Source organism: Vibrio sp. TRT 17S01, assembly GCF_050113695.1.
Classification (GTDB): domain Bacteria; phylum Pseudomonadota; class Gammaproteobacteria; order Enterobacterales; family Vibrionaceae; genus Vibrio.
In genome coordinates this window covers 37,504-61,575 of the sequence record NZ_JBNJOG010000002.1, presented here as the reverse complement: position 1 = coordinate 61,575, position 24,072 = coordinate 37,504, and the positions used below count along the sequence as shown (strand labels likewise).

The 24,072-nt window shown below is 44.4% G+C and carries 26 protein-coding genes; 14 read left to right on the top strand and 12 right to left on the bottom strand.

The annotated features are described in order from the left end of the window. The first annotated feature begins 69 nt into the window (after window positions 1-69). Window positions 70-1,308: an Hpt domain-containing protein gene (locus ACQEXS_RS03535; RefSeq protein ID WP_427012861.1), complete on the top strand. Its 1,239-nt coding sequence runs from the start codon at window positions 70-72 to the stop codon at window positions 1,306-1,308. Between the two features lie 91 nt (window positions 1,309-1,399). On the opposite strand, the gene xni is transcribed toward ACQEXS_RS03535, so the two are convergent. The 5 genes from xni to queF all read right to left on the bottom strand — a co-directional run bounded on the left by xni (window position 1,400) and on the right by queF (window position 8,572). After that, the gene (gene xni, locus ACQEXS_RS03530; RefSeq protein ID WP_427012860.1) at window positions 1,400-2,182 is read right to left on the bottom strand and encodes a flap endonuclease Xni; all 783 of its coding nucleotides are present in this window, start codon (window positions 2,180-2,182) and stop codon (window positions 1,400-1,402) included. A gap of 62 nt (window positions 2,183-2,244) precedes the next feature. Next, a complete protein-coding gene (gene ppnN, locus ACQEXS_RS03525; RefSeq protein ID WP_367986976.1) occupies window positions 2,245-3,609 on the bottom strand; it encodes a nucleotide 5'-monophosphate nucleosidase PpnN in 1,365 nt (454 codons plus the stop codon). Window positions 3,610-3,768: 159 nt separating this feature from the next. Next, window positions 3,769-5,334 carry a GGDEF domain-containing protein gene (locus ACQEXS_RS03520; protein WP_427012859.1) on the bottom strand — a complete coding sequence of 522 codons (1,566 nt, stop codon included), beginning with the start codon at window positions 5,332-5,334 and terminating at the stop codon, window positions 3,769-3,771. A 111-nt stretch (window positions 5,335-5,445) separates the two neighbouring features. Further along, complete coding sequence (locus ACQEXS_RS03515; protein ID WP_427012858.1) at window positions 5,446-7,716, bottom strand: tetratricopeptide repeat protein; 2,271 nt, start codon at window positions 7,714-7,716, stop codon at window positions 5,446-5,448. A 10-nt stretch (window positions 7,717-7,726) separates the two neighbouring features. Then, entirely contained in the window at window positions 7,727-8,572 is an 846-nt protein-coding gene (gene queF / locus ACQEXS_RS03510) for an NADPH-dependent 7-cyano-7-deazaguanine reductase QueF (protein WP_427012857.1), read from the bottom strand. Between the two features lie 108 nt (window positions 8,573-8,680). On the opposite strand from queF, the gene syd reads away from it, so the two are divergent. Both syd and ACQEXS_RS03500 read left to right on the top strand, forming a co-directional pair. Then, on the top strand, window positions 8,681-9,226 hold the full coding sequence (syd, locus tag ACQEXS_RS03505) for a SecY-interacting protein (RefSeq protein ID WP_427012856.1): 546 nt from the start codon (window positions 8,681-8,683) through the stop codon (window positions 9,224-9,226). A gap of 4 nt (window positions 9,227-9,230) precedes the next feature. Beyond that, a complete protein-coding gene (locus ACQEXS_RS03500) occupies window positions 9,231-10,007 on the top strand; it encodes a Zn-ribbon-containing protein (protein ID WP_427012855.1) in 777 nt (258 codons plus the stop codon). 39 nt (window positions 10,008-10,046) lie between these two features. Here ACQEXS_RS03500 and ACQEXS_RS03495 read toward each other — a convergent pair whose 3' ends face one another. The 4 genes from ACQEXS_RS03495 to ACQEXS_RS03480 are packed head-to-tail and all read right to left on the bottom strand — an operon-like array spanning window position 10,047 to window position 12,409. Then, the gene (locus ACQEXS_RS03495) at window positions 10,047-10,229 is read right to left on the bottom strand and encodes a DUF2897 family protein (protein WP_427012854.1); all 183 of its coding nucleotides are present in this window, start codon (window positions 10,227-10,229) and stop codon (window positions 10,047-10,049) included. Then, entirely contained in the window at window positions 10,226-10,912 is a 687-nt protein-coding gene (locus ACQEXS_RS03490; protein ID WP_427013104.1) for a M15 family metallopeptidase, read from the bottom strand. The genes ACQEXS_RS03495 and ACQEXS_RS03490 overlap by 4 nt, the downstream gene beginning before the upstream one ends. Next, window positions 10,912-12,045, bottom strand: a complete 1,134-nt coding sequence (dapE, locus tag ACQEXS_RS03485; protein ID WP_427012853.1) for a succinyl-diaminopimelate desuccinylase — start codon at window positions 12,043-12,045, stop codon at window positions 10,912-10,914. Before dapE ends, ACQEXS_RS03490 begins: the two co-directional genes overlap by 1 nt. Before the next feature lie 16 nt (window positions 12,046-12,061). Further along, the gene (locus tag ACQEXS_RS03480) at window positions 12,062-12,409 is read right to left on the bottom strand and encodes an ArsC family reductase (RefSeq protein ID WP_367986968.1); all 348 of its coding nucleotides are present in this window, start codon (window positions 12,407-12,409) and stop codon (window positions 12,062-12,064) included. A 199-nt stretch (window positions 12,410-12,608) separates the two neighbouring features. On the opposite strand from ACQEXS_RS03480, the gene ACQEXS_RS03475 reads away from it, so the two are divergent. After that, the gene (locus ACQEXS_RS03475) at window positions 12,609-12,896 is read left to right on the top strand and encodes a winged helix-turn-helix domain-containing protein (protein WP_367986967.1); all 288 of its coding nucleotides are present in this window, start codon (window positions 12,609-12,611) and stop codon (window positions 12,894-12,896) included. A gap of 1 nt (window position 12,897) precedes the next feature. Here ACQEXS_RS03475 and ACQEXS_RS03470 read toward each other — a convergent pair whose 3' ends face one another. Together ACQEXS_RS03470 and ACQEXS_RS03465 are read right to left on the bottom strand one after the other, a co-directional pair. Beyond that, complete coding sequence (locus ACQEXS_RS03470) at window positions 12,898-13,209, bottom strand: DUF4156 domain-containing protein (RefSeq protein ID WP_427013103.1); 312 nt, start codon at window positions 13,207-13,209, stop codon at window positions 12,898-12,900. Between the two features lie 19 nt (window positions 13,210-13,228). Beyond that, window positions 13,229-13,570, bottom strand: a complete 342-nt coding sequence (locus ACQEXS_RS03465) for a DUF2956 domain-containing protein (RefSeq protein WP_427012852.1) — start codon at window positions 13,568-13,570, stop codon at window positions 13,229-13,231. A gap of 87 nt (window positions 13,571-13,657) precedes the next feature. Here ACQEXS_RS03465 and ACQEXS_RS03460 point away from each other — a divergent pair, with 87 nt between their 5' ends. Then, window positions 13,658-14,197 (top strand): TPR domain-containing protein, encoded by a 540-nt coding sequence (locus ACQEXS_RS03460; RefSeq protein ID WP_427012851.1) that lies wholly within the window; start codon window positions 13,658-13,660, stop codon window positions 14,195-14,197. Window positions 14,198-14,260: 63 nt separating this feature from the next. On the opposite strand, the gene nrfA is transcribed toward ACQEXS_RS03460, so the two are convergent. Further along, on the bottom strand, window positions 14,261-15,679 hold the full coding sequence (gene nrfA, locus ACQEXS_RS03455; RefSeq protein ID WP_374144817.1) for an ammonia-forming nitrite reductase cytochrome c552 subunit: 1,419 nt from the start codon (window positions 15,677-15,679) through the stop codon (window positions 14,261-14,263). Window positions 15,680-16,164: 485 nt separating this feature from the next. On the opposite strand from nrfA, the gene nrfB reads away from it, so the two are divergent. The 9 genes from nrfB (at window position 16,165) to ACQEXS_RS03410 (ending at window position 24,071) form a co-directional block, all read left to right on the top strand. Then, the gene (nrfB, locus tag ACQEXS_RS03450; protein ID WP_367986962.1) at window positions 16,165-16,752 is read left to right on the top strand and encodes a cytochrome c nitrite reductase pentaheme subunit; all 588 of its coding nucleotides are present in this window, start codon (window positions 16,165-16,167) and stop codon (window positions 16,750-16,752) included. 1 nt (window position 16,753) lies between these two features. After that, on the top strand, window positions 16,754-17,440 hold the full coding sequence (nrfC, locus tag ACQEXS_RS03445) for a cytochrome c nitrite reductase Fe-S protein (protein WP_367986961.1): 687 nt from the start codon (window positions 16,754-16,756) through the stop codon (window positions 17,438-17,440). Window positions 17,441-17,442: 2 nt separating this feature from the next. Beyond that, window positions 17,443-18,414 (top strand): cytochrome c nitrite reductase subunit NrfD, encoded by a 972-nt coding sequence (gene nrfD / locus ACQEXS_RS03440; RefSeq protein WP_427012850.1) that lies wholly within the window; start codon window positions 17,443-17,445, stop codon window positions 18,412-18,414. Further along, window positions 18,415-20,325 carry a heme lyase CcmF/NrfE family subunit gene (locus ACQEXS_RS03435; protein WP_427012849.1) on the top strand — a complete coding sequence of 637 codons (1,911 nt, stop codon included), beginning with the start codon at window positions 18,415-18,417 and terminating at the stop codon, window positions 20,323-20,325. Beyond that, the gene (locus ACQEXS_RS03430) at window positions 20,303-20,830 is read left to right on the top strand and encodes a DsbE family thiol:disulfide interchange protein (protein WP_427012848.1); all 528 of its coding nucleotides are present in this window, start codon (window positions 20,303-20,305) and stop codon (window positions 20,828-20,830) included. The genes ACQEXS_RS03435 and ACQEXS_RS03430 overlap by 23 nt, the downstream gene beginning before the upstream one ends. A 12-nt stretch (window positions 20,831-20,842) precedes the next feature. Then, window positions 20,843-21,283, top strand: coding sequence for a cytochrome c-type biogenesis protein CcmH (locus tag ACQEXS_RS03425; RefSeq protein ID WP_427012847.1), 441 nt, complete (start codon window positions 20,843-20,845; stop codon window positions 21,281-21,283). A 62-nt stretch (window positions 21,284-21,345) separates the two neighbouring features. Continuing rightward, window positions 21,346-21,801, top strand: coding sequence for a DUF2919 domain-containing protein (locus ACQEXS_RS03420; RefSeq protein WP_367986957.1), 456 nt, complete (start codon window positions 21,346-21,348; stop codon window positions 21,799-21,801). A gap of 103 nt (window positions 21,802-21,904) precedes the next feature. After that, complete coding sequence (locus ACQEXS_RS03415) at window positions 21,905-22,807, top strand: Dyp-type peroxidase (protein WP_427012846.1); 903 nt, start codon at window positions 21,905-21,907, stop codon at window positions 22,805-22,807. Between the two features lie 130 nt (window positions 22,808-22,937). After that, window positions 22,938-24,071, top strand: coding sequence for a flagellin (locus ACQEXS_RS03410; RefSeq protein WP_427012845.1), 1,134 nt, complete (start codon window positions 22,938-22,940; stop codon window positions 24,069-24,071). The last annotated feature ends 1 nt before the right edge of the window (window position 24,072 follow it).

Below are 24,072 nucleotides of genomic sequence, written 5' to 3'. Positions count from 1 at the left end.
CGTTTCGACCCTGCATATCCTCAATTTTCATTATATGCTTGTATCAGATGGATTTATCGCAGGTACATAATGGAATCAAAATATCTAAAGCTCAGTTGGTTTGTCTTGCTTATCTGGGTTACCAGTATGAGTATTCTAGGTGCATTGTATTACTCTAATGCGTCAGCGATGCGTTCAGTCGAAGAGTTGGGCAATAGTATTGCTGACTTTCGTTCATCCATGGCATTTGATACCCCTTATCGATCAAGTTCCGCAGATGATCATGAATTACAGCTTCAGTTAATTTATGCGTTGCGCCTTCAAATCGAAAGTGAATACGAAACTAAGTTCCTAGCCCCTGATGTTAATCAGCTAATCTACACCACAGATCGTTTTCTTGAGCAGGCACGCGCTTTTGTTGCCAATGATCTTGCTCTCGTAGAGCTGACGGACGAGGTGAAATTTGTCAGGAAAAAGTATCGCGATGATCCACAACTGCAGCGCGTGTATTTACAATTAAGTGCCTCTGTTTTTGAAGCCATGTTTAGCTCTGTGAAATCTAGCCCGGAAGTCTATCGAGCTTTGGATAGTTTGTTTAATCTTTCACAGACATTACCAGAGTTAGAGAGAAAAGATTTACAACAATTACTTGCGAAAACGTCATCTGTTTTAGGTGGTTTTGCACAAGGGAAATATTTGACAGAGAAGCTAGTGACACACTCTATCCATAAAGAGATGGCGCAGCTCGAAGAAAAATATCACGAGATTCTAGCGCGTTTCCTACTTGCATCATTAGCCGTGAGTCTATTTTGCTTACTCTTACAACTCATTATTAATTACCGTCCCAATGTGTTCACTCAACTGCATACAAGAGCGACATTGAATGAGTCGTCGGAAGAAGAGGTTAAGGTTGATGAACACAAGGATGTGAACAAACAGGAACCGGCAATTGTTACCGCTTTAGAACCTAAGCTTGCTGTTGGAAGACAAATCGATTTTAGCAAGATGTTGGAGTCACTCAATGGTGACACCGATTCAGTGCGCATGTTGTTAGATGTGTTTGTGCAAGACCACAAGTCTGATGTCAGTGATATTGAGATCTTATTGGAGAAAGATCGAGGTTCAGCAGTACGCAAAGCGCATAGTTTAAAAGGCGTGGGTGGCAGTTTAGGCGCCCATCAGCTACGCGATGTTGCTTGTCGACTTGAAAAAGCAATCGAAGATGAGTCTGAGGGTGTTTCTTTATTAATCGCTGAACTTGAAGGCTATTTAAATAAAGCGATTGAAGAAGCTGAACACTTTTTGAACTCGGAAAAAGAAAAAGTTTAATTGCTTTGATGTATTAGTAACTTTTATTGAGACAACGAGCTTATAATTTTCAGGAAAAGCATTCTAAGTGTCTCAATACGTATGCAGTACTTTAATCTTGAATATTTGCACCGGTGTAACGTAAATCTTGTAAGTTGAAACCCAGTTCAATATCCGTTTTTAATGCGGACACCTGCTTACATTTTTGCGCTAACGCAAAATGCTCATCAAATTTCTTACGATACTTAGCCGCAAGTGATGTTGATTCGTTCGCTTGTTCAATGGTATCGAATTGATTCAGTATTTCTTTAGCCGCTTTTGGCCCGACTCCGGGTATCCCAGGTACTTGGCTTGAGCTTACTCCCGTTAAGCCCCAGAAATCAGCGAGTTGTTCTGGCTTAACACCAAATTCTTTTTCGATAAAAGGTTTATCAAGCCAACGATGCTGAAAGTAATCGCGAATTTGTAGTGTTGGAGAAAGAAGCTGACAATACCCTTTATCAGTTGAAATGATGGTGACCTTCTCATTATGACTGGCGACCTTAGCGGCTAATGTTGCAACCAAGTCATCGGCTTCATCCCCATCAGAAAGTAGAGAGTCGATCCCCAATGCCCACCACGCATCTTGAATTGATTCTAAACCGTTAAGTAACGGCTCTGGCATCGGTTTTCGGTTTTGTTTGTACTCAGGTAGGATTTCAACTCGCCAACCTCGATCTTGAAGGTGGTGATCAAAGACAGCGACGATATGGGTCGGCTTGGCTTCTTTAATGATTTTTTTCAGTGTGCGAGAGGTGGTTTCAATCGTACGGGCTATGTCGTTTGGATCTGGTTGAACAGCGTGAACTCGACGAATGAGGTTGAGGGCATCAATAATGACCAGATGTAAAGACATAGTGATAAAAAATAAGGGCTGAATAGCCCTTATTGTAATGAATCAGTAGTAGATTGCTACTGCTAATCGGTGTTGGCGATTTTATAGCACGGCTCGTATTCACTGCCACCTGGAAGCTTCATACGATGTTGTTCAACAAAGTCTTTTAATAGCTTATCCATTTTCTTCATCAAGGTAGCGTCGCCATCTAAAATGAAAGGCCCTTTCCGCTCAATTTCTCGAATACCTTCGGCTTTAACATTACCAGCAACAATGCCCGAGAAGGCTTGACGCAATGCAGCGGCAAGATTTTCTGGGCGTTGATTCATATGTAAATCGAGGCTTGCCATGTTGTCGTGGGTTGGGTCAAATGGCAACTGGAATTCTGGTTCAATTTTGAGTGACCAGTTGAAGCTGTAGGCATCACCACTGTCTTTACGGTGTTGGCGAACTTCACTCATGCCCTGCTTCATTATTTGAGCGACTCGGGCGGGGTCATCGACCACAATTTCATAATGTTTTTGAGCATCTTCCCCTAATGTATCGCCAATAAAACGATCGATTGAACGGAAATACTCTTCACTTTCTTTTGGCCCTGTTAAGACGATAGGCAGAGGTTGCTCTGCGTTGTCTGGATGCATCATGATGCCAAGAATGTACAACAGTTCTTCCGCTGTCCCTGGGCCCCCCGGGAAAATCACAATACCGTGAGCCATGCGCACAAAGGCCTCAAGGCGCTTCTCAATATCAGGCATGATCACCAGTTCGTTGACAATTGGGTTTGGTGGCTCAGCGGCGATAATTGATGGTTCGGTTAAACCTAAATAACGTTGCTCGTCATAGCGTTGCTTCGCATGGCCAATTGCAGCCCCTTTCATCGGGCCTTCCATCGCGCCAGGGCCACATCCCGTACAGATATTGAGTTCACGTAAGCCAAGTTCGTGGCCGACTTCGCGTGTGTATTGATATTCAACGGGGTTGATTGAGTGTCCTCCCCAGCAAACCACTAAATTAGGCTCGATACCGGGAGTTAGTGCGCCAGCATTACGCAAAATACCAAAGACAAGGTTGGTGATATGGATAGCATTGGTGAGGTTTAGACGCTGGTTGTCAGCTAAATGCATGTTGACATAAACAATGTCACGTAACACAGAAAACAGGTGTTCCTGAATGCCTTTGATGATTTGACCATCGACAAACGCATGTTCTGGAGGGTTGCTTAATTCAAGCTTGATCCCGCGTTCACGGCGTACCACGTTAACGTCAAAAGATTTATGTTTATCAAGAAGTTCTTTTGAGTTGTCGGTATGGCTACCGGAATTCAAGACAGCTAATGTACAGTTTCGGTACAGTTGGTACAGATCACTGGAAGCCGTTTTTTTAAGGCGCTCAACTTCAAGTTGAGAAAGCAAATCCATGCTACCGGCAGGACTGATATGAGTGATCATAAAGACCTCCTTATCGAGAGGAAACAAATGAATTAGAAACCGAATAAATTGGTTTCGGTAAAATTAAGATTAGCAGAGATAACGTGGTTAGAAAACTTAACTGTTTGAATTTATTGCATCAATCATATTGTGGGGCGATTGATGCAATAAGAAAAGTCACTATTTCCAGATGAGTTGGCTTGGGCCAATCCGTTTGGCTTCACAGAGTCCGAGGTTAAGCCGCTCAAGAATTTCTTCAGGCGTGTCTGACTCCTTAAAGGCAGTGCTTGCGGCTGATAGAGTGATCGTCAGGTGCTGATCGCGGAATTTAAACGGTAACTTTGAGACTTGGCGTTGAATGCGCTGTATAACGTTGAAGCTTTCTTTATCAGCTTGTTCTGGCAGCAGAATAATAAACTCTTCACCTGAGAACCTTGCCAATGTATCGCTGTCGCGCAGCTCTTTATGAATAGTTCGAGCAATGATTTTTAGGGCTTTATCACCAGCAGTATAGCCAAAGCTGTTGTTGATCTTTTTAAATCCATCGATATCGAGTAAGACAACACGAAGGTTATGTTGAGAGCGTATCCATCGACGATATTCCAGTTCTAGACGATCACCAAAGGCACTGCGGTTATAGACTTTGGTCAGTGGGTCAAGCAACATTCTTTGCGCCTGATCTTCAAGCCGACGGCGATAATCCTGGGTCACTTCATATAACGCTTCCAGCTGATTTTTGCTGTACGCCATTCTTTCAATCAGTGCATGCTCGCGTTGCTCAGCATGATGAAGACGCTCTGCTAAAGAAGAAAGCTGTTCCAATATAGGATGAAGATTGTGTTGCAGAGTGTTGAGTGTTTCCGATTGTTTAACGGTGTGCTGTGTATCGCCAATCAGTGCTTGTAGCTCCTGATTCATTTCCTGACGATGAGAGAAATAGCTTTGGCTTTGATCGACGGTTTGTTCTGAGGCTTTGAGGTTAGAGCATAAGGAAGTATTAATCTGCTCTAGAAACTGTTCTGAAGCTTTACGTTCGTAGTTTGTGCCATCAATCACCAGCTTCAGAGTTTGCAGAGTCAGCTCTAGTAGCATTTTAGTACTGACACCAAGCAAAAGCTTCGCGCGTATATCAATTAATAAATCACCAGACTCTCCTTCAAAATCCAGCTCAGTGATCAAATGCTGTAGCTCTTCTGAAAGGCGGAGCATCAATTCCCGATCAGCGTTGTCGCTGATTTCGCTTAATGAGGTATCTGGATTTGCCGTGATAATTTTGATGGCACGCTCATAAATGGCCAGCAGTTTTAAGGCTTGTTCTGTCTTCGGCTGCTCAATACCGCCGGAATAGCTGAGTAAATCTCTAAGATCACGTTTGATCTTGGCGGGTAGGCCCGTTACACGAAGTAAGGTCTCTCCGCTGTGCTTGATTTGGGAATCAAGGTGGAGCGTCTGTTTTTCCATGGCCAAAGTCTGTTGTTTTAAGAGACGTTCGAGCACCGCAAGTTTGGGTACCAGTGAACTGACATCAGTTTGTTGTTCTATTGATTGACGTAGATCCACCAAGCCTTGTGTCAGCTTTGGGTTGTCACTGGAACATGCCGTGCTCAGAGAAGCGACAATACGCCTCAATACTTCTTGCTCTCGCTTAAACTTGAACGAGGTGTCTCTTTGTGTCAAACGAACCTGCTCTAACTGAGACTTAAGGTTGTGTAGTTGAGACTGGATATCTGTTTCGAGAACGCCCATGAAACCTAAACTTTACGACTAACGGATCCGTGTCGATCTTATTTATTAATCTGTTGATAATATCAAATAAAATAACTACGTCACTGCCTACAACACTCGTTTGATGAGCTTTTATTCATCTTTTAGTAGTTTTTTGATGCTCTCCTCATTCTTATAGGAGGAATGCACCTTGATCAGCCCTTGATTGATCGAGTGTTTACAGGCCTTGCGTATGTTACCAGTAGCAAGACTCGCGGCGGGCGCATTTTCTATTGCTTTGAGATAAACCCACTGACTTGAGTGCTCTTTCATACTTAGTGTTCGCGCCGCGCCAGTCGACATAAGTAGAATATCAACTAGTTCCTTATCATTAATGGCTGTGTAGGCGCGAGGTAGGAATGGATAATCAGCCATACCGATACGAACAATTCTATTGAGTGAGCGTTTTGGTGCAAACTCCAAAATCCAATGCTGAATCTTGTTACAGATGACTTCTGGATCGGTATTGCCGTCTGCATTGGGTTCTACGTAAAGCAAGTTTGCATCCGAGAAGTGATAAATTCTCGCAGGTGCTTCTACACGCTCGTTAAGGTAATCGCCAAATGCTTTCTCTAATTTTAACCCTTCGGCATAGCCAAATTGCAGATACATGTTGCGTAAGAAAGGTACGTCTATCATGACAAAGCGCAATCGGTCATTGAGAGGTTCATGGATCAATTCACCGACATGCCACTTTTCAAACTTATGACTACTTTGTTCCAATGAAGCTGGCAGCTTTGCATTGAGCATACGTAGGTTTCGCAGTCCGGAACGAGAATGGGTAAACAGGTCTTCATTTAGAATCGCGATTTCGTCTTTTTGTACCCGCATTACATGGCCACGTCTCAGTACCCACATAAATAAAACGGCACAGAACAGGAATAGAGCAAAGGAGATTTGTTGGAATTTTTGGAATTCACTTTGCGTCTGGGCAAGTTGCTCTTTCTGGCCAACTAAGTGCAGCGTTTGTTCTACAAATTCTTTTTGTTGCCGGAATGCATCTTCACTGATCAAGTCGAGTTGCCTTTTCTCGATATTGGTTAGTGCATTGAACTTCTTGAGATAAGTTAAGGAGCGATCGTATTTACCACTGAGCTCATAACCTAAGTACAGTAATTGATACGCATCTTTTTGTTTGGATATATCATCGACTTGTTGCGCAATGGCTAAGGCTTGGCGTGCTTTATCTGTCACTAATTCAGGTTTTTTTTGATGATAAGCGAGGCCACTTTCTAACAATAAAGCTTGTGATTTTAAGGAAGGAATATCAGTAAATTCAAGCAAGTCTTGTGCTCGAACGAGGTACTGTTCAGCCAGCGGATAGTTGACCAATTGCAAATAAGTCGCGGCTAATGCAAGGCGAAGTTCGATGACACTTTCTAAGTTTTGCTGGATACGCTCGTGGTCGATAGCGTTAAAATAATGGACCAGTGCTAAATTAAATTTACCCTGATGGTAATAAGTGTCTCCCATCATTTTTAAAATGGTAGGTAGAACAGGGGAGTGCTCATAGTTATCGTAAAAGTCGGCTGCCTGAGAAAGGTGGTCGTTGGCTTTATCAAGGACTCTGCGCTCATAAAACAACTGACCAAGTAACTGGTTTACTTTTGCTAATTCACGGCTAGCATTTTCTTCGATGGCTTTCCAGTAAGCGATTAACAGCTCAAACAACGCACGGTTGTAGCGTTTATTGATGAGATAGTGTTTGCCGACTTGGGTATGGTAATCGATAAGGCGTGTTGCGGAGTTTGATTGGGTCAAATAACTTTTAAGCGACGAATAGAGCTGATTCGCTAAAGCGAGGTCGCCATCTCTTGAAGCCACTTCTGCTTTGAACATGGTTAAGTCATAACGAAGGCCCTTAGCCAGTTGCTCAGGATTTCGGATGTTTTGATATGCTTGTTCTAGTTCATCGATGGCGACATTGGCTTTGAATGCGTCATGATCATTGAGCCAGCGAAGCCGAATTTTAAGCAATTGAACATCAAGGCTTAAGTAGGGGAGCTGGTATTTTTGAGTTAGCTGTTCTGCCTCTTGAATTCTGAGTAATGCGTTTCTTGTATTGCCTAAGTTAAATTCTGCTTGTGCGAGAATTTTTAATGCATCGATGGTGCTACCAGGAGTGCGAAGGCGGCTGTCGGTTTCGTCTCGAGAAATCGAAGAAGGGCTTTTCTCTCCGCGTGCGGAAAGTCTGCGCTGAGTCAGGTAAGTGGTTGTGAGCAATTTGGCTTGATTGGGTACGATTTCAACCAGGTTATCGGCTTCCGTCAACATCTGAGATGAGTAGATGTCGGCCGCCGTAGTAGAGGTTGAAAGTAGTCCAAAGAGCAAACAGAGCCAAAGCTCCCAGCGCAGAATTCGCATTCTTATTTCCTTATTGACGAGCCATGCGTTGATTGTGTTCCGGTTTCACTTGTTCAGTCGAACGGTAAGGGTTGATGTCCAAACCACCTCGACGCGTGTAGCGAGCGTAAACCGTTAAGCTTTCAGGCTGGCAATATTGCATGATATCCGTAAAGATTCGCTCAACGCATTGTTCATGGAATTCATTATGTTCACGGAAAGAAACAATGTACCGTAACAAAGCTTCTCGGTCGATTTTTTTACCGCAGTATTGAATTTCGACACTTCCCCAATCTGGTTGATTGGTGATCAGACAGTTTGATTTTAAAAGGTGGCTATGAAGTGACTCGGTCACTTTTTCATCACTTGTTGAGCCTTCAAGTAAGCTTGCATCGAACTCGTAACCTGTAATGGTGATGTCTTGTTGATCGATACATTCCCCTTGCATTGTAACAATCGGCGTATTGCTGTAATCAGTTACTGGCTTCACTAGTACTTCTACGGTTTCACCTGCGCAGTGGGATAAATCTTTGGTTAAGGTGGCTTGAACCTCTTCCCACGTAGTGAAACGAGTTTGGTTAAAGCTGTTGAGATAGAGCTTAAATGACTTTGATTCAATCAAATTTGCGCTAGTAGCAGGGATCGCGACTTCCCCTACTGCCACTTGAGGTAAGCCATTAGAGTTGAGCCAAGATAGCTCATACAGCGTCCAGATATCACAACCTTTGAAAGGTAGCGTTTCATTTAGGTTGAGGTCGTTCCGGTTTAGGCTACGCGGTACAGGTTGCAGTAGGCTAGGGTCGTATTGATTTGCGTATTCAGTCTTTTGACCCAGCGTTAGGCCAGCAAGTTCTTTAGCGTCAGAATATTTGCTCATTTTTTATCGCGAATTGGATTAGAATACCGAGAATTTTACGCAATCCCATTCAGGCTGTCATTAACTCTTGCCTGAGTGTGTCCGGACAAATCACAGTTGGAGTGTCGAATGGCGCAGCAAGCGATCCAAGCCCTTACCGAATTCAGTCAAAAATTCACAGAAGCGTACCAGAAAACTCATACGTCGCTACCCGTGAGTGAAGAATTGGCTGATCTTATCTCCCCTTGCATTGAAAACAAGCGAGATGAAGGCGTGGAGTGGCAAGCATACGCAAGAGAGCAGCAAGCGGATTTCACTAATGTTGAAAAGGGTATTGAGCTAACCTTGCACGAAGACATTAAAGCGTTCTACGGCTGCCAATATAGTGCCGATATGAACGCGACTTGGCAGGGGAATGAGTTAACCTTATTACAGGTATGGAATGACGACGACTTTGTTCGCTTGCAAGAGAATATACTTGGCCACTTGGTCACTCAGCGTCGCCTTAAACTCAAACCGACGGTCTTTATTGCCGCGACAGATGCGGAGCTCGATGTTATTTCCATCTGTAATATCACAGGAAATGTTGTGCTTGAACGATTAGGCACCGATAAACGTGACGTATTAGCTGAAACACTGGCTGAGTTTTTAACCAAATTAGAGCCAGTGGTGTAATTGGATGTTTGTTGTTGAGCTACAGTTTGAGTGTTTTGATAACACTACCGTGTCTGCAGTTGATAAAGCCATCAATGGTTTGATGGATGCGTTGCGCTATAACGGACAAGTTCTGGGACGTGAATTTCCGGTAGTTATGGGGGATGGGGAGTTTTTTGTTCGTGTGGTTTGCCCAGAACAAGACAGCTTGCACCCACGTTATCACTCCGATTTTGTTAAAGTTTGTCTTAACCGCTTAGCGGATGCGAGTTTATTGGCGCCAAAGGTCCGGTTACTTGGGCGTGACTTAAACTCCGAGCAAGCTGCGGAAGAAGAAACGCCAAGCTGGCAAGTCCTCTATACCACCTATGTTCATACCTGTTCACCACTGCGTAGTGGTGAATCGTTACTACCGATACCGCTTTATCGCAATGCACCGACACTCAATGGTGATCACAAAGCGGTGATCAAGTGGCAAACGGAATGGCAAGCGTGTGACGAGTTACAAATGGCGGGGGCGTGCCGTGCTGAACATGCTGCACTACACGAAATCTGTGATACCGAGAGTGTGCTGTTTCGTCGAGGCTGGGATTTGCGGGGCCGCATTGAATACATTACGAAGATCCCGACGTACTACTATCAATACCGAGTTGGGGGACAGGACTTAGCGACGGAAAAAGCACGTAAGTGCCCTAAGTGTAGTGGAGAGTGGTTACTAGACGCACCACTGCATGATATTTTCCACTTTAAGTGCGACGATTGCCGCTTAGTATCGAATATTTCTTGGGACCACCTTAAATAGCCGTTGTATGCAGGGCTAGATTGTAAAACGGACAAGCCGTTACGGCTTGTCCGTTTTTTGTTGTTCTGTACTTTCACTCTCTTCGGTTGAAGATGAGGTTCGATCTGGCTTTTTGAGTGGAAATTTCATTTTCGCAGTGTATTTGAGCGCGGCGATATTACCGATTAAGACGCTTAATACAATCACAATAATGACCCAAGGATTCGTCAGCAGTTCAATCATTCTGACTCCGGATAGTGAATGTTAGTAATGTAGTGATTGTAGATCGATTCCAGTCGATCCAACACACTTTGCTGACCGCAAATGGGAGATTGGATCAATTCGTCACGTAGCATTGCTAACGAAAAACGTTCCATGGCTTGCTGCGATACGGATTGGTGGCTGATATGCCAAGGTTCTGGTGCAACCCCTCCAAGATCGTTTGCGTAAGGAAAAAAGAAACCAAACTGATTCAGGTTTTCCTGTAACCATTGATAGAACTTACTTTGATGTCCGGATAGGTATTCCCATGGCTCTAATTTTAACTGGGTATCTTGTGGTAAGGCATCGCGATCAAACACATCAAACTCACAACCCCAATGATGTCGGCTGGCCCCCGGAAGCGCAGACCAGCGTAAAATCGCCATGATTTTTTGCTCTTCAGTGAGGGCGCTTTGATCAAGCGGTTGGCTATTGCTGTCAAGTATGGCTGTGTTACCAGCCATCTTATTGTTCCAAATTGCTCTTTGCCGCTCAAAATCGCGAAAGCCGCTGGCAATATTAAGGTTAAAACCTGCGCTTACAGCAGCCGTTCGGAGCGCAAGTAGATCTTGCTCAACATCACGATGTATCAGAAATACTTTTTGACCGAATAGTACTTCAGTGAGGTGTGAGGTGGTTTTTCCGGTGAGCTGCTGTGGGGTCATCACGCGAGTAAATTCTCCAACGTTTTTTCGTACATGTCGGCCAGCTTTTCAATATCTGCAATACTGACGCACTCATTAACTTTATGGATGGTGGCATTCACAGGACCTAACTCCACCACCTGTGAACCCATTTGAGCGATAAAGCGGCCATCAGACGTACCGCCAGTGGTTAAAAGCTCCGGTTCTTTGTGGTTCACATCGGCGACGGCTTTCACCACGGCATCCAATAGCGCCCCTGTGTCGGTTAAGAAAGGCTGACCACTTAGCGTCCAATGTAAATCGTAGTCTAGGCCATGAGCATCCAACGTGGAGTGGACGCGTCGTTTAATTTCTTGATCAGTTAATTCAGTACTGAAACGGAAATTAAATTGAACGTCAAACTTACCTGGGATCACATTGGAAGCGCCTGTACCGGAATGCAAGTTTGGGATTTGAAAGCTAGTCGGAGGGAAGTAATCGTTGCCATCGTCCCATTTAGTTGCTGCAAGCTCAGCGAGCGCAGGCAGAGCTTGGTGCACGGGGTTGTTCGCTAGGTGCGGATACGCGACATGGCCTTGGGTACCTTTCACGTGTAAGTCACCGGTAATAGAGCCACGGCGACCATTTTTTATTACATCTCCAACAGCTAGCGTACTCGACGGTTCACCGACAATACACATATCGATGATTTCCTTACGTGCCATCAAGGTATCGACGACGCGAGTGGTGCCATTGATGAACGGACCTTCTTCATCCGATGTGATAAGAAAGGCAATTGAGCCTTTATGTTCAGGGTTATTGGCAATAAAGCGCTCAACGGCCACCACCATACTGGCTAATGAGCCTTTCATATCTGCGGCACCACGACCATGTAAGTGGCCGTCAATAACTGTCGGTTCAAATGGTGAGGTATGCCATTGCTCGAGTGGACCAGCCGGCACGACATCGGTGTGCCCAGCAAAAGCAAATAAAGGTGCTTCGGTACCACGACGAGCCCAGAAGTTGGTGGTGTCTTCAAACACCATCACCTCAATTTCAAAACCAAGCGCTTTCAAACGATTGATCATGACTTCCTGACAACCGGCATCTTCCGGTGTCACTGACTGTCGGCTAATAAGGTCTTTTGCGAGAGCCAGTACGGGGCTATCTGTCATCCTTGAATTCCTTCCTTTAAGAGAAAATGGTTGAATATTGGTCAGCTTTAAAGCCGATGTGGTACTGGTTTTCGACCAGTAAGATAGGGCGTTTGATCATTGCAGGTTGTTCTACCAGCAAGTCGATAGCAGTTGTTTCGTTGAGGTTGTCTTTTTGTTCCTGAGTCAGCTGACGGAATGTTGTTCCACGCTTGTTAAGCACATTTTCCCAGCCTAACGCTTGGCAAAATGCTTCCACCATTGTTTTGTCGATACCTTGTTTGCGGTAATCGTGAAAATTGTACGCAATGCTTTCTGCTTCCAACCACTTTTTCGCTTTTTTTATTGTGTCGCAGTTCGGGATGCCGAACATAGTGATAGTCATAGGTAACCTTTTGAAGTGACTTTTTATTATTTCAGCATCCTATCAGGAAGCCGAAGCAGAGACAAAAGTGTGACGAGATTATTTTGTTTCGAGAAAAAAATCCCTACAACGAGTGCTGGAATGGAGAGTTATTGATCAAACGCAACAAACTTGGCCGCAAAACAGAAATAATGATTTTAGAATTTTTTAGGAGGTATCAATGGAATTGAGTCCTGTTTTTGCAAGGCGTTTGTATTTGGCGATGTTAGTTGAAAGCCTTGAAAGACCTAATGTGCCCAAGTTGATCGAAAAAACGGGTTGGCCACGTCGTACAATTCAAGACGTCATCAAAGCGCTCCCTGGGATCGGTATCGAGTTAATGTTTGTTCAAGACGGTCGTCGTCATAATGATGGTTATTATCAGCTATCAGACTGGGGACCATTTGACAGTCAGTGGGTATTTGAAAGGGAGGCCGACATCGCAGCCAGCCTAGGTTTCCACGCTTAGTCTAGCCACCGTTGTGGCAGTGGTAGGCGCTGCCCAATACGGTAAACGACGTAACAAAATCTTGTGGGGCAATCATATACACCGTATCTGCCCCAAGTTTTGCCGCATTATTCTTCAGGTTATTGATCGCCCCTTCTATCATCACATCATTAGTAAAGAACAGATAGCTGTACCAATGTCCTTCACTGCCCGTTACTTCCCCGAGCCACTGACATTGATTCGCATCAAAGCCGGAGTCCATTCGTACATGAACTTGCTCAGCATTTGGTGTCAGCTGATTTGTGGGTGAGGTACAGCCTGCTAACACAAGCAGTGTGGTGAGTGCTGCTACGCTACGAAGTTTGAAAGATATAGACGATAAATCCTATCCAACTGATACCAAGCAGTGCCCAAGGTAGCATGTTTGATGAAGTTTTAGGTTCAACCAACACCTCTCTTTCTAACTCGGTATCCGCTTCCGTGACGTTCAACTTGGCTTTTTGCTGTTTCTTTTTCGCCTTGTCTGCTTGGCGCGCTCGCTCTTTTTGTTGCTTTTTATATATCGCAATGCCTTTTTCAATGCCTTGCGCGATCAGCTTTGTCTGTTCTTTTGTTTGGCCGGGCTTTTGAGTCGCTTTGGCGATCTTCATGGCTTCTTGTTGAGTTTGTTCTGATGGTACGTTTTTGTTTTTCATACGGAAGTCAGCTTTGATCAAAGTTCGTTATAGAGTAACACGATATACTTTTTGCGAAATGGAAAGAAGTAAAGGAATAACAAACGCATGAAACGATTGATTGCGGTTGCTTTGGTTGTGTCGGTGCCAGTGTATTGGTTGCTAGTTGGTGACAAGCCTGCTGCACCAGAGCAAAGCTTAGAGCGCAAAACATCAGAGGATTGGATGGCGGAGATCCAGCAAAAGCTTAAAGCCGATCCTAATCAGTCTGAATTGTGGTTTCAGCTTGCGCAAGGATATTTAGCGCAGCAGCAATTCAAATCAGCACTGACTTGTTTTGACTACGCCATTCGTTTATCAACTTTCCCCACTGCAAATCAGCTCGCAGGCAAAGCGACGGCTTTGTATTATCTTAAGTCTCAACGTATGGCGCCAGACGTACAGTCTTTGTTGCAACAGGCGCTCGACAAAGAACCGAATAATCCGACAGCATTAATGCTGCTTGCCAACGACCATTTTATTAGTTTTCGTTATCAACAGGCGATTGATATCTGGATACAGTTGTTGGATTCAGGTCAGCGAGATCTCAATCGGCCACAGATTATTGATTTGTTGAACCAAGCAAAAGAAATGCAAATTAACGAATAGCTACAGAAATACGCGCAATAAAAAAGCCGACCAAGGTCGGCTTTTTTCATCGATTAGGATGGATTAGTAAGTAGCTTCTCTTTCTTTCGCGGCTTTGTCCCAATCAGGAACAACGGTTTCAAGGAAGTTTTTCTTATCTGAGTTCATTTTATCCATATCCATACCCAGTGCTTTTTGAGCCGCTTCTTTGGTTGAAATATCAGGAATTTGGATAGGCTCAACAATACCTTTGGTTGCGAGTAGGCGTGCCAGTTTTGTACGGGCATCCGCTGCGCGGTCTACGGCAGTACCTAGCACTTCCAGTGCCACTTCAGGAGCATGCATATGAACACCATGAGAGGCGATTGCATAATCCCAACGCCATTGTGCGTGACGGATATCTTGTAAGATATCTTTCATTTCTGCTTCGGTAGCGCCTGCATCCCATGCAGCACCAGCTTCAAAGTGTGCGGCGACGATTTGTTTCTCTGCCGTTAGCTTCATGTTCAAAACTTGCGCTTTACGTGTAGAAACGATTTCACGCAACTGATCTTTCGTTTGGGTATGACATTGAGCACAGGTGTCTTCAAAGCGATCAAATGGGTTACCAACTTTATGATCGGTATAGACAGTGCCATCTTCTTTCTTCACTTTTGGCATGTGGCAGTCAACACAAACCACTTTGTTTTTACCATGAATGCCATCACGCCATGTTTCGTAACCTGGGTGCTGTGCTTTTAACATAGGAGCTTTAGACACTTTATGGGTCCAGTCTTTGAAGTTTAGCGCGTCATAGTAGCGTTCCATATCTTCGACTGTGGTCCCCATATCCCAAGGGAACTTCACCGCTTTAGTTGGGCCAGTAAAGTAGTATTCCACGTGGCATTGTGCACAAACAGAGGCTTGTTTATCTAAGCGCGATTGTTCTTCAAAGTTTTTACCGATGGCGTCAAATGCACGCTCAACATAAGGGCGAGTTAGGGCTAATTCAGGCTCGCCGTTTTTGAACTTCTCGCTACGAACATCGTGACAATCGGCGCAACCAATTGGGTTGGCAATTTCCGTTCCTAAACGTGCCCATTTACCGTTGAAGTAGCCATCTTCACCACGCTCATCAATCACACGTGCCACGTCTGGGCTTTTACAGCTCCAGCAGGCCATTGGCATTGGGCCAGATTTTTCATCTTGTGGTGCACCAGTACGTAGCGTTTGACGCACGTCATCTAACGCATAAAAGTGTCCACGTGCTTTGTTGTAATCTTTTGCAAAGCCATAGCCCGCCCATAGGATCACCATGTTTGGATCTTCGGCGAGTGCGTCTTCGATTTCGACACTTTCTGAGGTGGCTTTCCAAGAGTGGTATTGATCAGGATGGTTTTGTTCGAAAGCTTGGTTACGAGGGTCGACAAGATCTTTATTTTCAGATGCAGCTAAGCTCGTGACGCTCCAAGTAGAACTCACGACTAATATTAATGCTGCAACGGAATTGGGAATCCAATGCATATTTTTCACAGTGCTATCTCCATATTCTGTTTGTTATAAACAGCGTTGTGAACTGACTATATTCCAAAGTAAGAATTGGAGAACTAATGTGTATTCTAGATAAGAATTGAAACAAAATGTGTAAGTGAAGAATTAATGCTTGTTTTGGATCAATTTACACCAGTGATCTACTTCAAAGTTAATTTTATATACCCCTAAAGGGTTAGTTGGTGACATGTATGCGTACAAATGAAATTCATTATCATCAATGACTTACAGTAGAGGTGAGGTAAAAAAAGATGGTGATACAGGTCGCTTTTTGTATATTTTTTAACTACCTCTTAAGAGGCATGGGAGTAATATAGTCATCGTAGCGTTGTGGCTAATCCAAAATAAGAATTGATCTCATTTGGTGTGATTTATTGATACCAAAGGAAGTTAATTTTGACCAACTTTTACTATGACCTTGTAAAGGAATAATAAAAGTGGTTTAAGGAAAGGATAATATGGGCAATATAAAGTTGGCCATAGTCATAATGCTGAAATCTCTTCTCGCATTTTGCCTCTATGGTTATTCTCTCCATGCCGTTGCTGATGATTCTGCTGCTGTTGCTAATGAGTCGTCCTCACGTCATGAAGTCGAGCTTATCCGTGACCGGGACTATAAATGTGTCCAATGTCATAAGGATTCAAAAGAAACGTTACTAGGTTCGCATGGTGAAGAGGCACATAAAATCCTCGGACGCGATGTGAACTGTACGGAATGTCACAATAATATCGGACCAGACCACCGCGAGGGTGCGCCTCTTGTCACCAAGTTTTCAAGCGCGCAATCGCAAAAAGGGACTGAGAAAGTCTTTATGGACCCTGATCTGATCCTCAAAGCGAACAGTCAATGTACAGATTGTCATAAGCCTGAATACCTGAGGGATGACAGCTGGACCCATGATGTTCACGCCAATAATCTCACGTGTTCAAACTGCCATAATGTCCATGCTTCTAAAGGCAAGATCCTTGGGCTGGAGCGCAAAGAGAAAATCAAAATGTGCGTGGATTGCCACTCTGACTTTAACCAATTGAAAGAGGAGCGGTGATATGAGTTGTTCTCGACGTAATTTCTTAGCTGGAACCGGTGCTCTGATCTTTACAACTGGTGTTGCTGGAACTGCGGTGATCAGTAGCCGTAAAACGTTAGCCAATGAAGAAGTTGTTGGTGAGGTGCGCTATGGCATGGTGCATGATGAAACTGCCTGCATTGGTTGTACCGCATGTACCGAAGCGTGCCGTGAAGTGAATAAAGTCCCTGAAGGTGTTTCTCGACTTGAAATCATCCGCAGTGAGCCGCAAGGCGAGTACCCCAATATTGATTACCGCTTTACTCGTAAATCTTGCCAGCACTGTGAAAACCCGCCATGTGTCTACGTCTGTCCGACAGGTGCAGCCTATAAAGATGAGAAAACTGGCATTATTGATGTTCACAAAGAGAAATGTGTGGGCTGTGGTTACTGCTTAGCGGCGTGTCCTTATCAAGTGCGTTTCTTTAATCCTGAAGATCACTCTGCGGATAAATGTAATTTCTGCCGTGACACCAATTTGGCCAACGGTAAACAACCTGCGTGTGTGGAGTCTTGTCCAACGAAAGCGCTGATTTTTGGTGACTTAAACGATCCAAATAGTGAGATCAGCCAAGTGTTAAACACTGAAGTGGTTTATCGTGACAAGGCACATCTAGGCACCAAGCCTAAGTTGTACAAAGTACCGCACCAGAAAGGGGAGATTTAATTATGAATGGATGGGAAAGTGCATTCCACTTCGACTCGCTGGTATGGGATTGGATCATTGCTATCTATTTATTCCTTGCTGGGATGTCGGCAGGTGCAGTCATGATTGCGATATATCTAAAACGTAAGGTTATTGAAGGAGATCCGGCGAACAACGGTATTATGAAAGCGATGGCTTGGCTTGCTCCATTTGGCATTATTGCGGGCTTAGTGATCTTAATCTTTCATTTAACCAAGCCACTTGAGTTCTGGAAGATCATGATTTACTACAATCCTAGCTCAGTCATGTCGATGGGGGTGATTTTATTCCAAGTCTACATGATCGTGTTGTTTGTTTGGATTGGGGTTTTATTCCGCCACCCGATCGTTTCTTTCTTTGAAGGAAAACTGCCAAGTGGTTTGCTTGATTTTATTGATGGATTCTTGATCAAGTCTGGCAAGTACACCAATGCGATTGAGTTGTTCCTTGGGTTTTTAGCGGTTGTTTTGGCGGCTTACACGGGCTTCTTATTGTCGGCTCTCAAAACCTACCCAATGCTGAATAATCCGGTGCTACCAATTCTGTTTTTGTTCTCCAGTTTATCTTCAGGCGCAGCTGCCAGTTTGCTGTTTGGCATTTTGGTATTCAAAGAGTCAGCACACAGCCCAAGCGTCAGCTGGGTTCATGGGTTCGAGCGACCAGTTGTGTTATTTGAACTGTTCGTTTTGGTGACCTTCTTTACCGGGCTAATTTTTAGTGGTGGACAAAATGAAGCGGCGGCGTGGAATGCGATTGGCGGTGGGTTCTGGTCCAATTGGTTTTGGATTGGGGTGGTGCTGATTGGTATGTTGCTGCCGCTGACTCTGAATGCAATTGCTCCAAAAGCACTCAAGCATTCTGGTGGTTTTGTGTTTATCGTCACCACATTAAGTCTGGTTGGGGTACTGATGCTGCGTACCTTTATTCTTTACGCTGGACAGATGACGATCGTATAGATGATTGGAGTAGGAGAGGTTGGCCTCGGTGCGTTAATACTTGCAGTGGTGTTGTCATCACTGCAAAGTGTTCACTACGTTTATCACCGTTGGTATTGCAGCAGTAATTCTATCAGTATTGCTGCGAATTCACGTTTGGTGAGCCTCCTCTCTTTACTCAGTTTATTTGCGTTAGGCTACTGCTTTTTCACCGATCAGTTTCGCTTTGATTATGTAATTTCACATTCTAATTCCCAATTGCCAGTTTTTTATAAACTGGCGGCGGTATGGGGAGGGCATCAAGGCTCAATGCTATTTTGGGTGATGACCTTAAGTGGTTGGGCGGCATTGATTAGCTTTGCCAAAGGTTGGCAGAAAACATTTCAATGTGATGTGTTGTGGATCATGGGCTTGCTGGTATCAGCATTTGGTTGGTTCACATTACTAGCTTCTAACCCATTTGAGTACGCATCCGCTTATGTGACTGAAGGTCGTGACTTAAATCCAATGCTGCAAGACATTGGACTCATTTTTCATCCTCCATTGCTTTATCTTGGTTATATCGGCTACTCAACTGTGCTTGCTTTAGCGTGCGCGGCATTATTGCAGTCCCCCGTAATGACCAATTGGGCTGAACTGGCTCGTCCTTGGGCTATTAGCGCGTGGGTATTTCTTACTGCGGGGATCGTGCTTGGTTCGTGGTGGGCTTATTACGAATTAGGCTGGGGTGGCTGGTGGTTTTGGGACCCAGTAGAAAATGCCTCCTTACTGCCATGGTTAACTGGAACGGCTTTGCTACATGCGTTGTTAAGTGCTTCGAAACATCGGATGTTTCCTCAATGGGCTTTTGCATTGGCCTTTATTACATTCAGTTTAAGTATTTTAGGGACCTTTATCGTTCGTTCTGGCGTGTTGACTTCGGTCCATGCGTTTGCCGTCGATCCCGGCAAAGGTATTGCACTGTTGGCTATTCTCGTTGTTGTGCTGCTGTGTAGTTTTTCATTACTGATCCTAAAGTCCGAGCACATTAAAACCGCACCGATCCAAGCACTGTTGAGCCGTAGTTATGTGTTATTACTGGCACTTGGGCTTTTGTCGATTGCCACTTTTACCGTATTTTTAGGCACATTCTATCCCATGGTGTATGAGCTGCTTGGGCTTGGAAATATTTCTGTTGGCGCACCTTATTTTAATTTACTGATCACACCGATGGCACTGTTAGCTCTGCTGGGGATTGGGATAGTGCCGTTATTGAAATGGCGTAGTGGCTGTACGGTCAATCGAAACCAAATTATTACCTTGATGCTGACAGCCATCATTCTTGGTAGCGGTATATATGGTGTGCAGGTTAGTGAATACTCGCTGTTAGTGTGGTTAGTATGGTGTTTAGCCATTTGGGTTTTGTTGACACACGCCAAGCTGTGGCTTAGCGCACCAAGCAAGACGGCCTTTATGGTCTGGGCTCATATTGGTATTGCTGTTTGTTCGGTAGGGGCGGCAATGAATGCGCACCACTCCTATGAACTGAGTCGGAAGCTAGAACCCGGCACTGTTACCCAGTTTAACGACTGGCAAGTGACGTATAAGGAAACTCAGTGGCTAGTCGGCCCCAACTACACTGCTGAGCAAGGTGTGATCGATTTTTACAGTGCTGACACAAACGGATTTACCATTTTACCTCAGCGACGCCATTATCCCGTAAGAGTCATGAACATGAGTGAGCCGGCAATCAAACGGTTTTGGCATGGCGATTACTACGTCACTCTTGGTGAAAAAGTTTCGCAGAATGCCTACGCCGTCAAACTCCAATACAAAGCTTACATTCGTTGGGTGTGGTTTGGTGCACTACTTGGTATGGTAGGTGGTGTCATCCATTTAACCCGTTCATTTAAACTGACTATCCGTAGCTATGAAGCGATCCAAAACTCGTAACCTTTCCCTACTTATTATCGTTGTCGTTTGCATGGCTGCGGTTATCTTATTTGGTTTGTTCTATCAGCAAAGCGATCGAACCCAACAAAGCGTCGTGAAAGTATTTCCTACCTTTTCAGCATCGAGTATAAACGACCCTGATTTGGCACTCTCCACTCAAATATTTCAGCAGCCGTATCAACTTGTGAATGTATGGGCTTCATGGTGTGGCGTGTGCAAACGTGAGCACGATTATTTAATGCAGTTAAGCCAATCTGGTGTGCCGATTATTGGCCTTAACTATCGGGATGAACGTATGGCGGCCTCCAGTTATCTATCAGCTCAAGGTAACCCATATCAGCAGGTCATTTATGATCCCAAAGGGCTTGTCGCATTAGATTTAGGGGTAGTGGGTACACCAGAAACATACCTTGTTGATCAGCAAGGTAAAATCGTCCTTAAATTCTCGGGTTTGCTAAAACCTTCTGTTTGGCAAAGCTCCTTTGCTGCGTACTTTTCGGAATAAGGATGGTTGCTTGTGAAAGGATTTTGGATCGCTTTAGTTTTCACCGTATTGAGCATTGGCAGTGTGAATGGCGCGGTAGACACTGAGTTCGTCGCCGCAGATAAAGCCGTTGTAACTCAAGTAGAACTGTTTGAATTTCAAACACCACAAATTCAACAAAGAGCCATTGCATTGGCAAAAACATTGCGTTGTCCACAATGCCAGAATCAGAACCTCGTTGAATCCAACTCACCTATCGCCAAAGATTTACGCTTGGTGGTGTTTGAAATGATGAACCAAGGCAGCAGTGAGCAAGAAGTTGTTGAGTATATGACGGCGCGCTTTGGGGATTTTGTGCTCTATAAACCGCGCTTTTCTCTATCCAATGCTCTTCTTTGGGGAGCGCCCATCATTTTACTTATCTTGTTTCTTTTCTTCTCTTGGCGTCGAGTTCGATCGACAAAACAAAGTTAGCAGTAGTAATTTCTAATCATTAAGTTACAGTGAGCGTAACTTAATTTTCGACGAATAGATTTGTGCGATACGCGATTGAACAATATGACAGCAATGGCTTTTTGAAAGCGCCTCGCTGGTTATGGCTTGGCTGGATGTTTATGGCTAAGGCTTGGGTGGTATTTGTCGTTGCGGGTGCCAGTAGAGAAAGTGGCAGTAAGATTTTGAGTATCGTTTATCCAGATCATTCGATGCTGTATCTTGGCCTAATGATGGGCGTACCAAGCATTGTATTAATGTGGTTGATCAGCTTGCGTAACCCCGAGCGACGCTGGGTCAATAAAATAGTGAGCTGGGGACGGGGAATTACGTTAATGACGGCGCTAGCTCAATTTGGCCAGACCCTGTACCACATTTATCTTGAGCTTGGTGCATTTAGCTGGGCAAATGCGGCCACCCTTGTTTTATTGCTTTGGTTTATCCTGTATTTACGTAAAAGCAAAACGGTTAGGGATGCACTCGCAATACCTCAGGCATAAGAAAACTCAAAATTACAGCATCGAACACTAGACTGATCATAATCAAAGTGCATAGTGTGAAAGTCACTACACTGAGCAAAAAATAATAATGTGAGGAAATAATATGTCACAACCTCAGAGTGCAATCCTGCCAACCGCAGGCCCATTTGCGTTATACACTCAGATCAAAGTATGTCAGAACCCATCAAAAGTTTTAGCTCAACTGCAAGCATTACCCGCTTTGGTTGAAGAGCTAAACCAAAGCCAGCCAGGTGCGGAACTGACTCTCTCCCTTGCTTTTACCAAGGCTTTTTGGCAGCAACTCAATGCGCCAATGCCAGAAGAGCTGATTGATTTTCCTGTCTTAGGTGAGGGTGATGCTGTTGCACCAGCAAGTGATGTGGATGTGTTGATCCACTGCCACTCTCAACGTCATGATTTGCACTTTTATGTACTACGTAAGCTATTGGCTGAAGTAGCTGAAGATGTGGAAGTCGTGGATGAAACCTATGGTTACCGCTACCTTGATTCGCGTGATATGACAGATTTTGTCGATGGAACTGAAAACCCGAAAGATGAAGCACGTCAAACCGTGGCGATCATTCCTCAAGGGGAACTGGCTGGTGGTAGCTATGTAATGGTGCAGCGTTTTGTACATAACCTTCCTGCTTGGAACCGTTTAAATATCTCTGCACAAGAAAAAGTGGTGGGTCGTACTAAGCCAGATTCTATTGAGCTTGATGATGTGCCAGCCGCTTCACACGTTGGCCGTGTTGATATTAAAGAAGAAGGTAAAGGGCTAAAAATAGTTCGTCACAGCCTACCTTACGGCTCTGCATCGGGTGAACACGGTTTGCTGTTTATTGCTTATTGCAACACACTACATAACTTTAAAGCGATGCTAGAAAGCATGTATGGTGTTACAGACGGTAAAACAGACCAATTGCTGCGATTTTCGAAAGCGGTTACTGGCGCCTATTTCTTTGCACCTTCGGTAGAGCTACTGCTAAACGTCAAGCTAAAGTGATCGTATTTAGATGACTAACTGATTCATTCAGAACAAAAACCGAGCATTATCTGCTCGGTTTTTTCGTTAAAGAAAGCTGTTTTTTTGTCGATATATAAAGATGGAACTCATCAACTAAATTTACGGCATTATGGCAATCACGGTTAATACTAATGTTTCAGCAATGACAGCACAGCGTTACCTAAATAACGCGACGAACATGCTGAACCAGTCTCTGGAGCGTTTGTCTTCAGGGAATCGTATTAATAGTGCAAAGGATGATGCCGCTGGCCTACAAATATCCAATCGACTCGAATCGCAAATGCGAGGTCTTGATGTGGCAATGCGAAATGCGAACGACGGCATTTCAATCATGCAGACCGCAGAAGGGGCAATGAACGAGTCCACCAACATCTTGCAACGGATGCGAGATTTGTCTTTGCAGTCCGCAAATGGCTCCAACAGCAAAGCTGAACGACAAGCCTTACAAGAAGAAATGGCCGCTTTGAATGATGAATTGAACAGAATTGCTGAAACGACCTCTTTTGGTGGTCGAAAATTGCTCAATGGCTCGTTTGGAGAATCTTCATTTCAAATTGGAGCGGCTTCAGGCGAGGCAGTGATGTTGTCTCTGCATAACATGCGTTCGGATACTATCGCTATGGGTGGTTTTAGTTACCAAGCTGCGGCGAAAGCAGGGGCGGATTGGAACGTACAAGCAGGCAGCAATGAGTTAGTGATGAGCTATATCGATGCTGGTGGCCAGTCACAAACCATTCAGATCAACGCTAAAGCAGGCGATGACATCGAACAGCTAGCCACTTATATCAACGGTCAAACGGATGCGGTGTCGGCGTCTGTCAATGAGGAAGGGAAATTGCAGCTCTTTATGGCCGGAAAGGAAACGTCAGGAACGGTGTCGTTCTCCGGCAGCCTAGCCAGTGAATTGCAGCTCGGGTTAGTGGGATATGAAGCGGTTGATAATATTGACATAACCAACGTTGGTGGTGCGCAGCGCGCAGTAGCAATCGTTGATACCGCTTTGCAATACGTGGATAGCCATCGTGCAGATTTAGGTGCTAAGCAAAATCGCTTTAATCATGCGATTAATAACTTGGCCAATGTGAATGAAAACCTTGCTGCATCAAACAGTCGTATTAAAGACACCGATTATGCAAAAGAAACCACGCAAATGGTGAAGCAGCAAATCCTTCAGCAAGTGAGTACATCAATACTTGCTCAGGCAAAGAAACAACCAAACCTTGCTCTAACATTATTAGGATAAG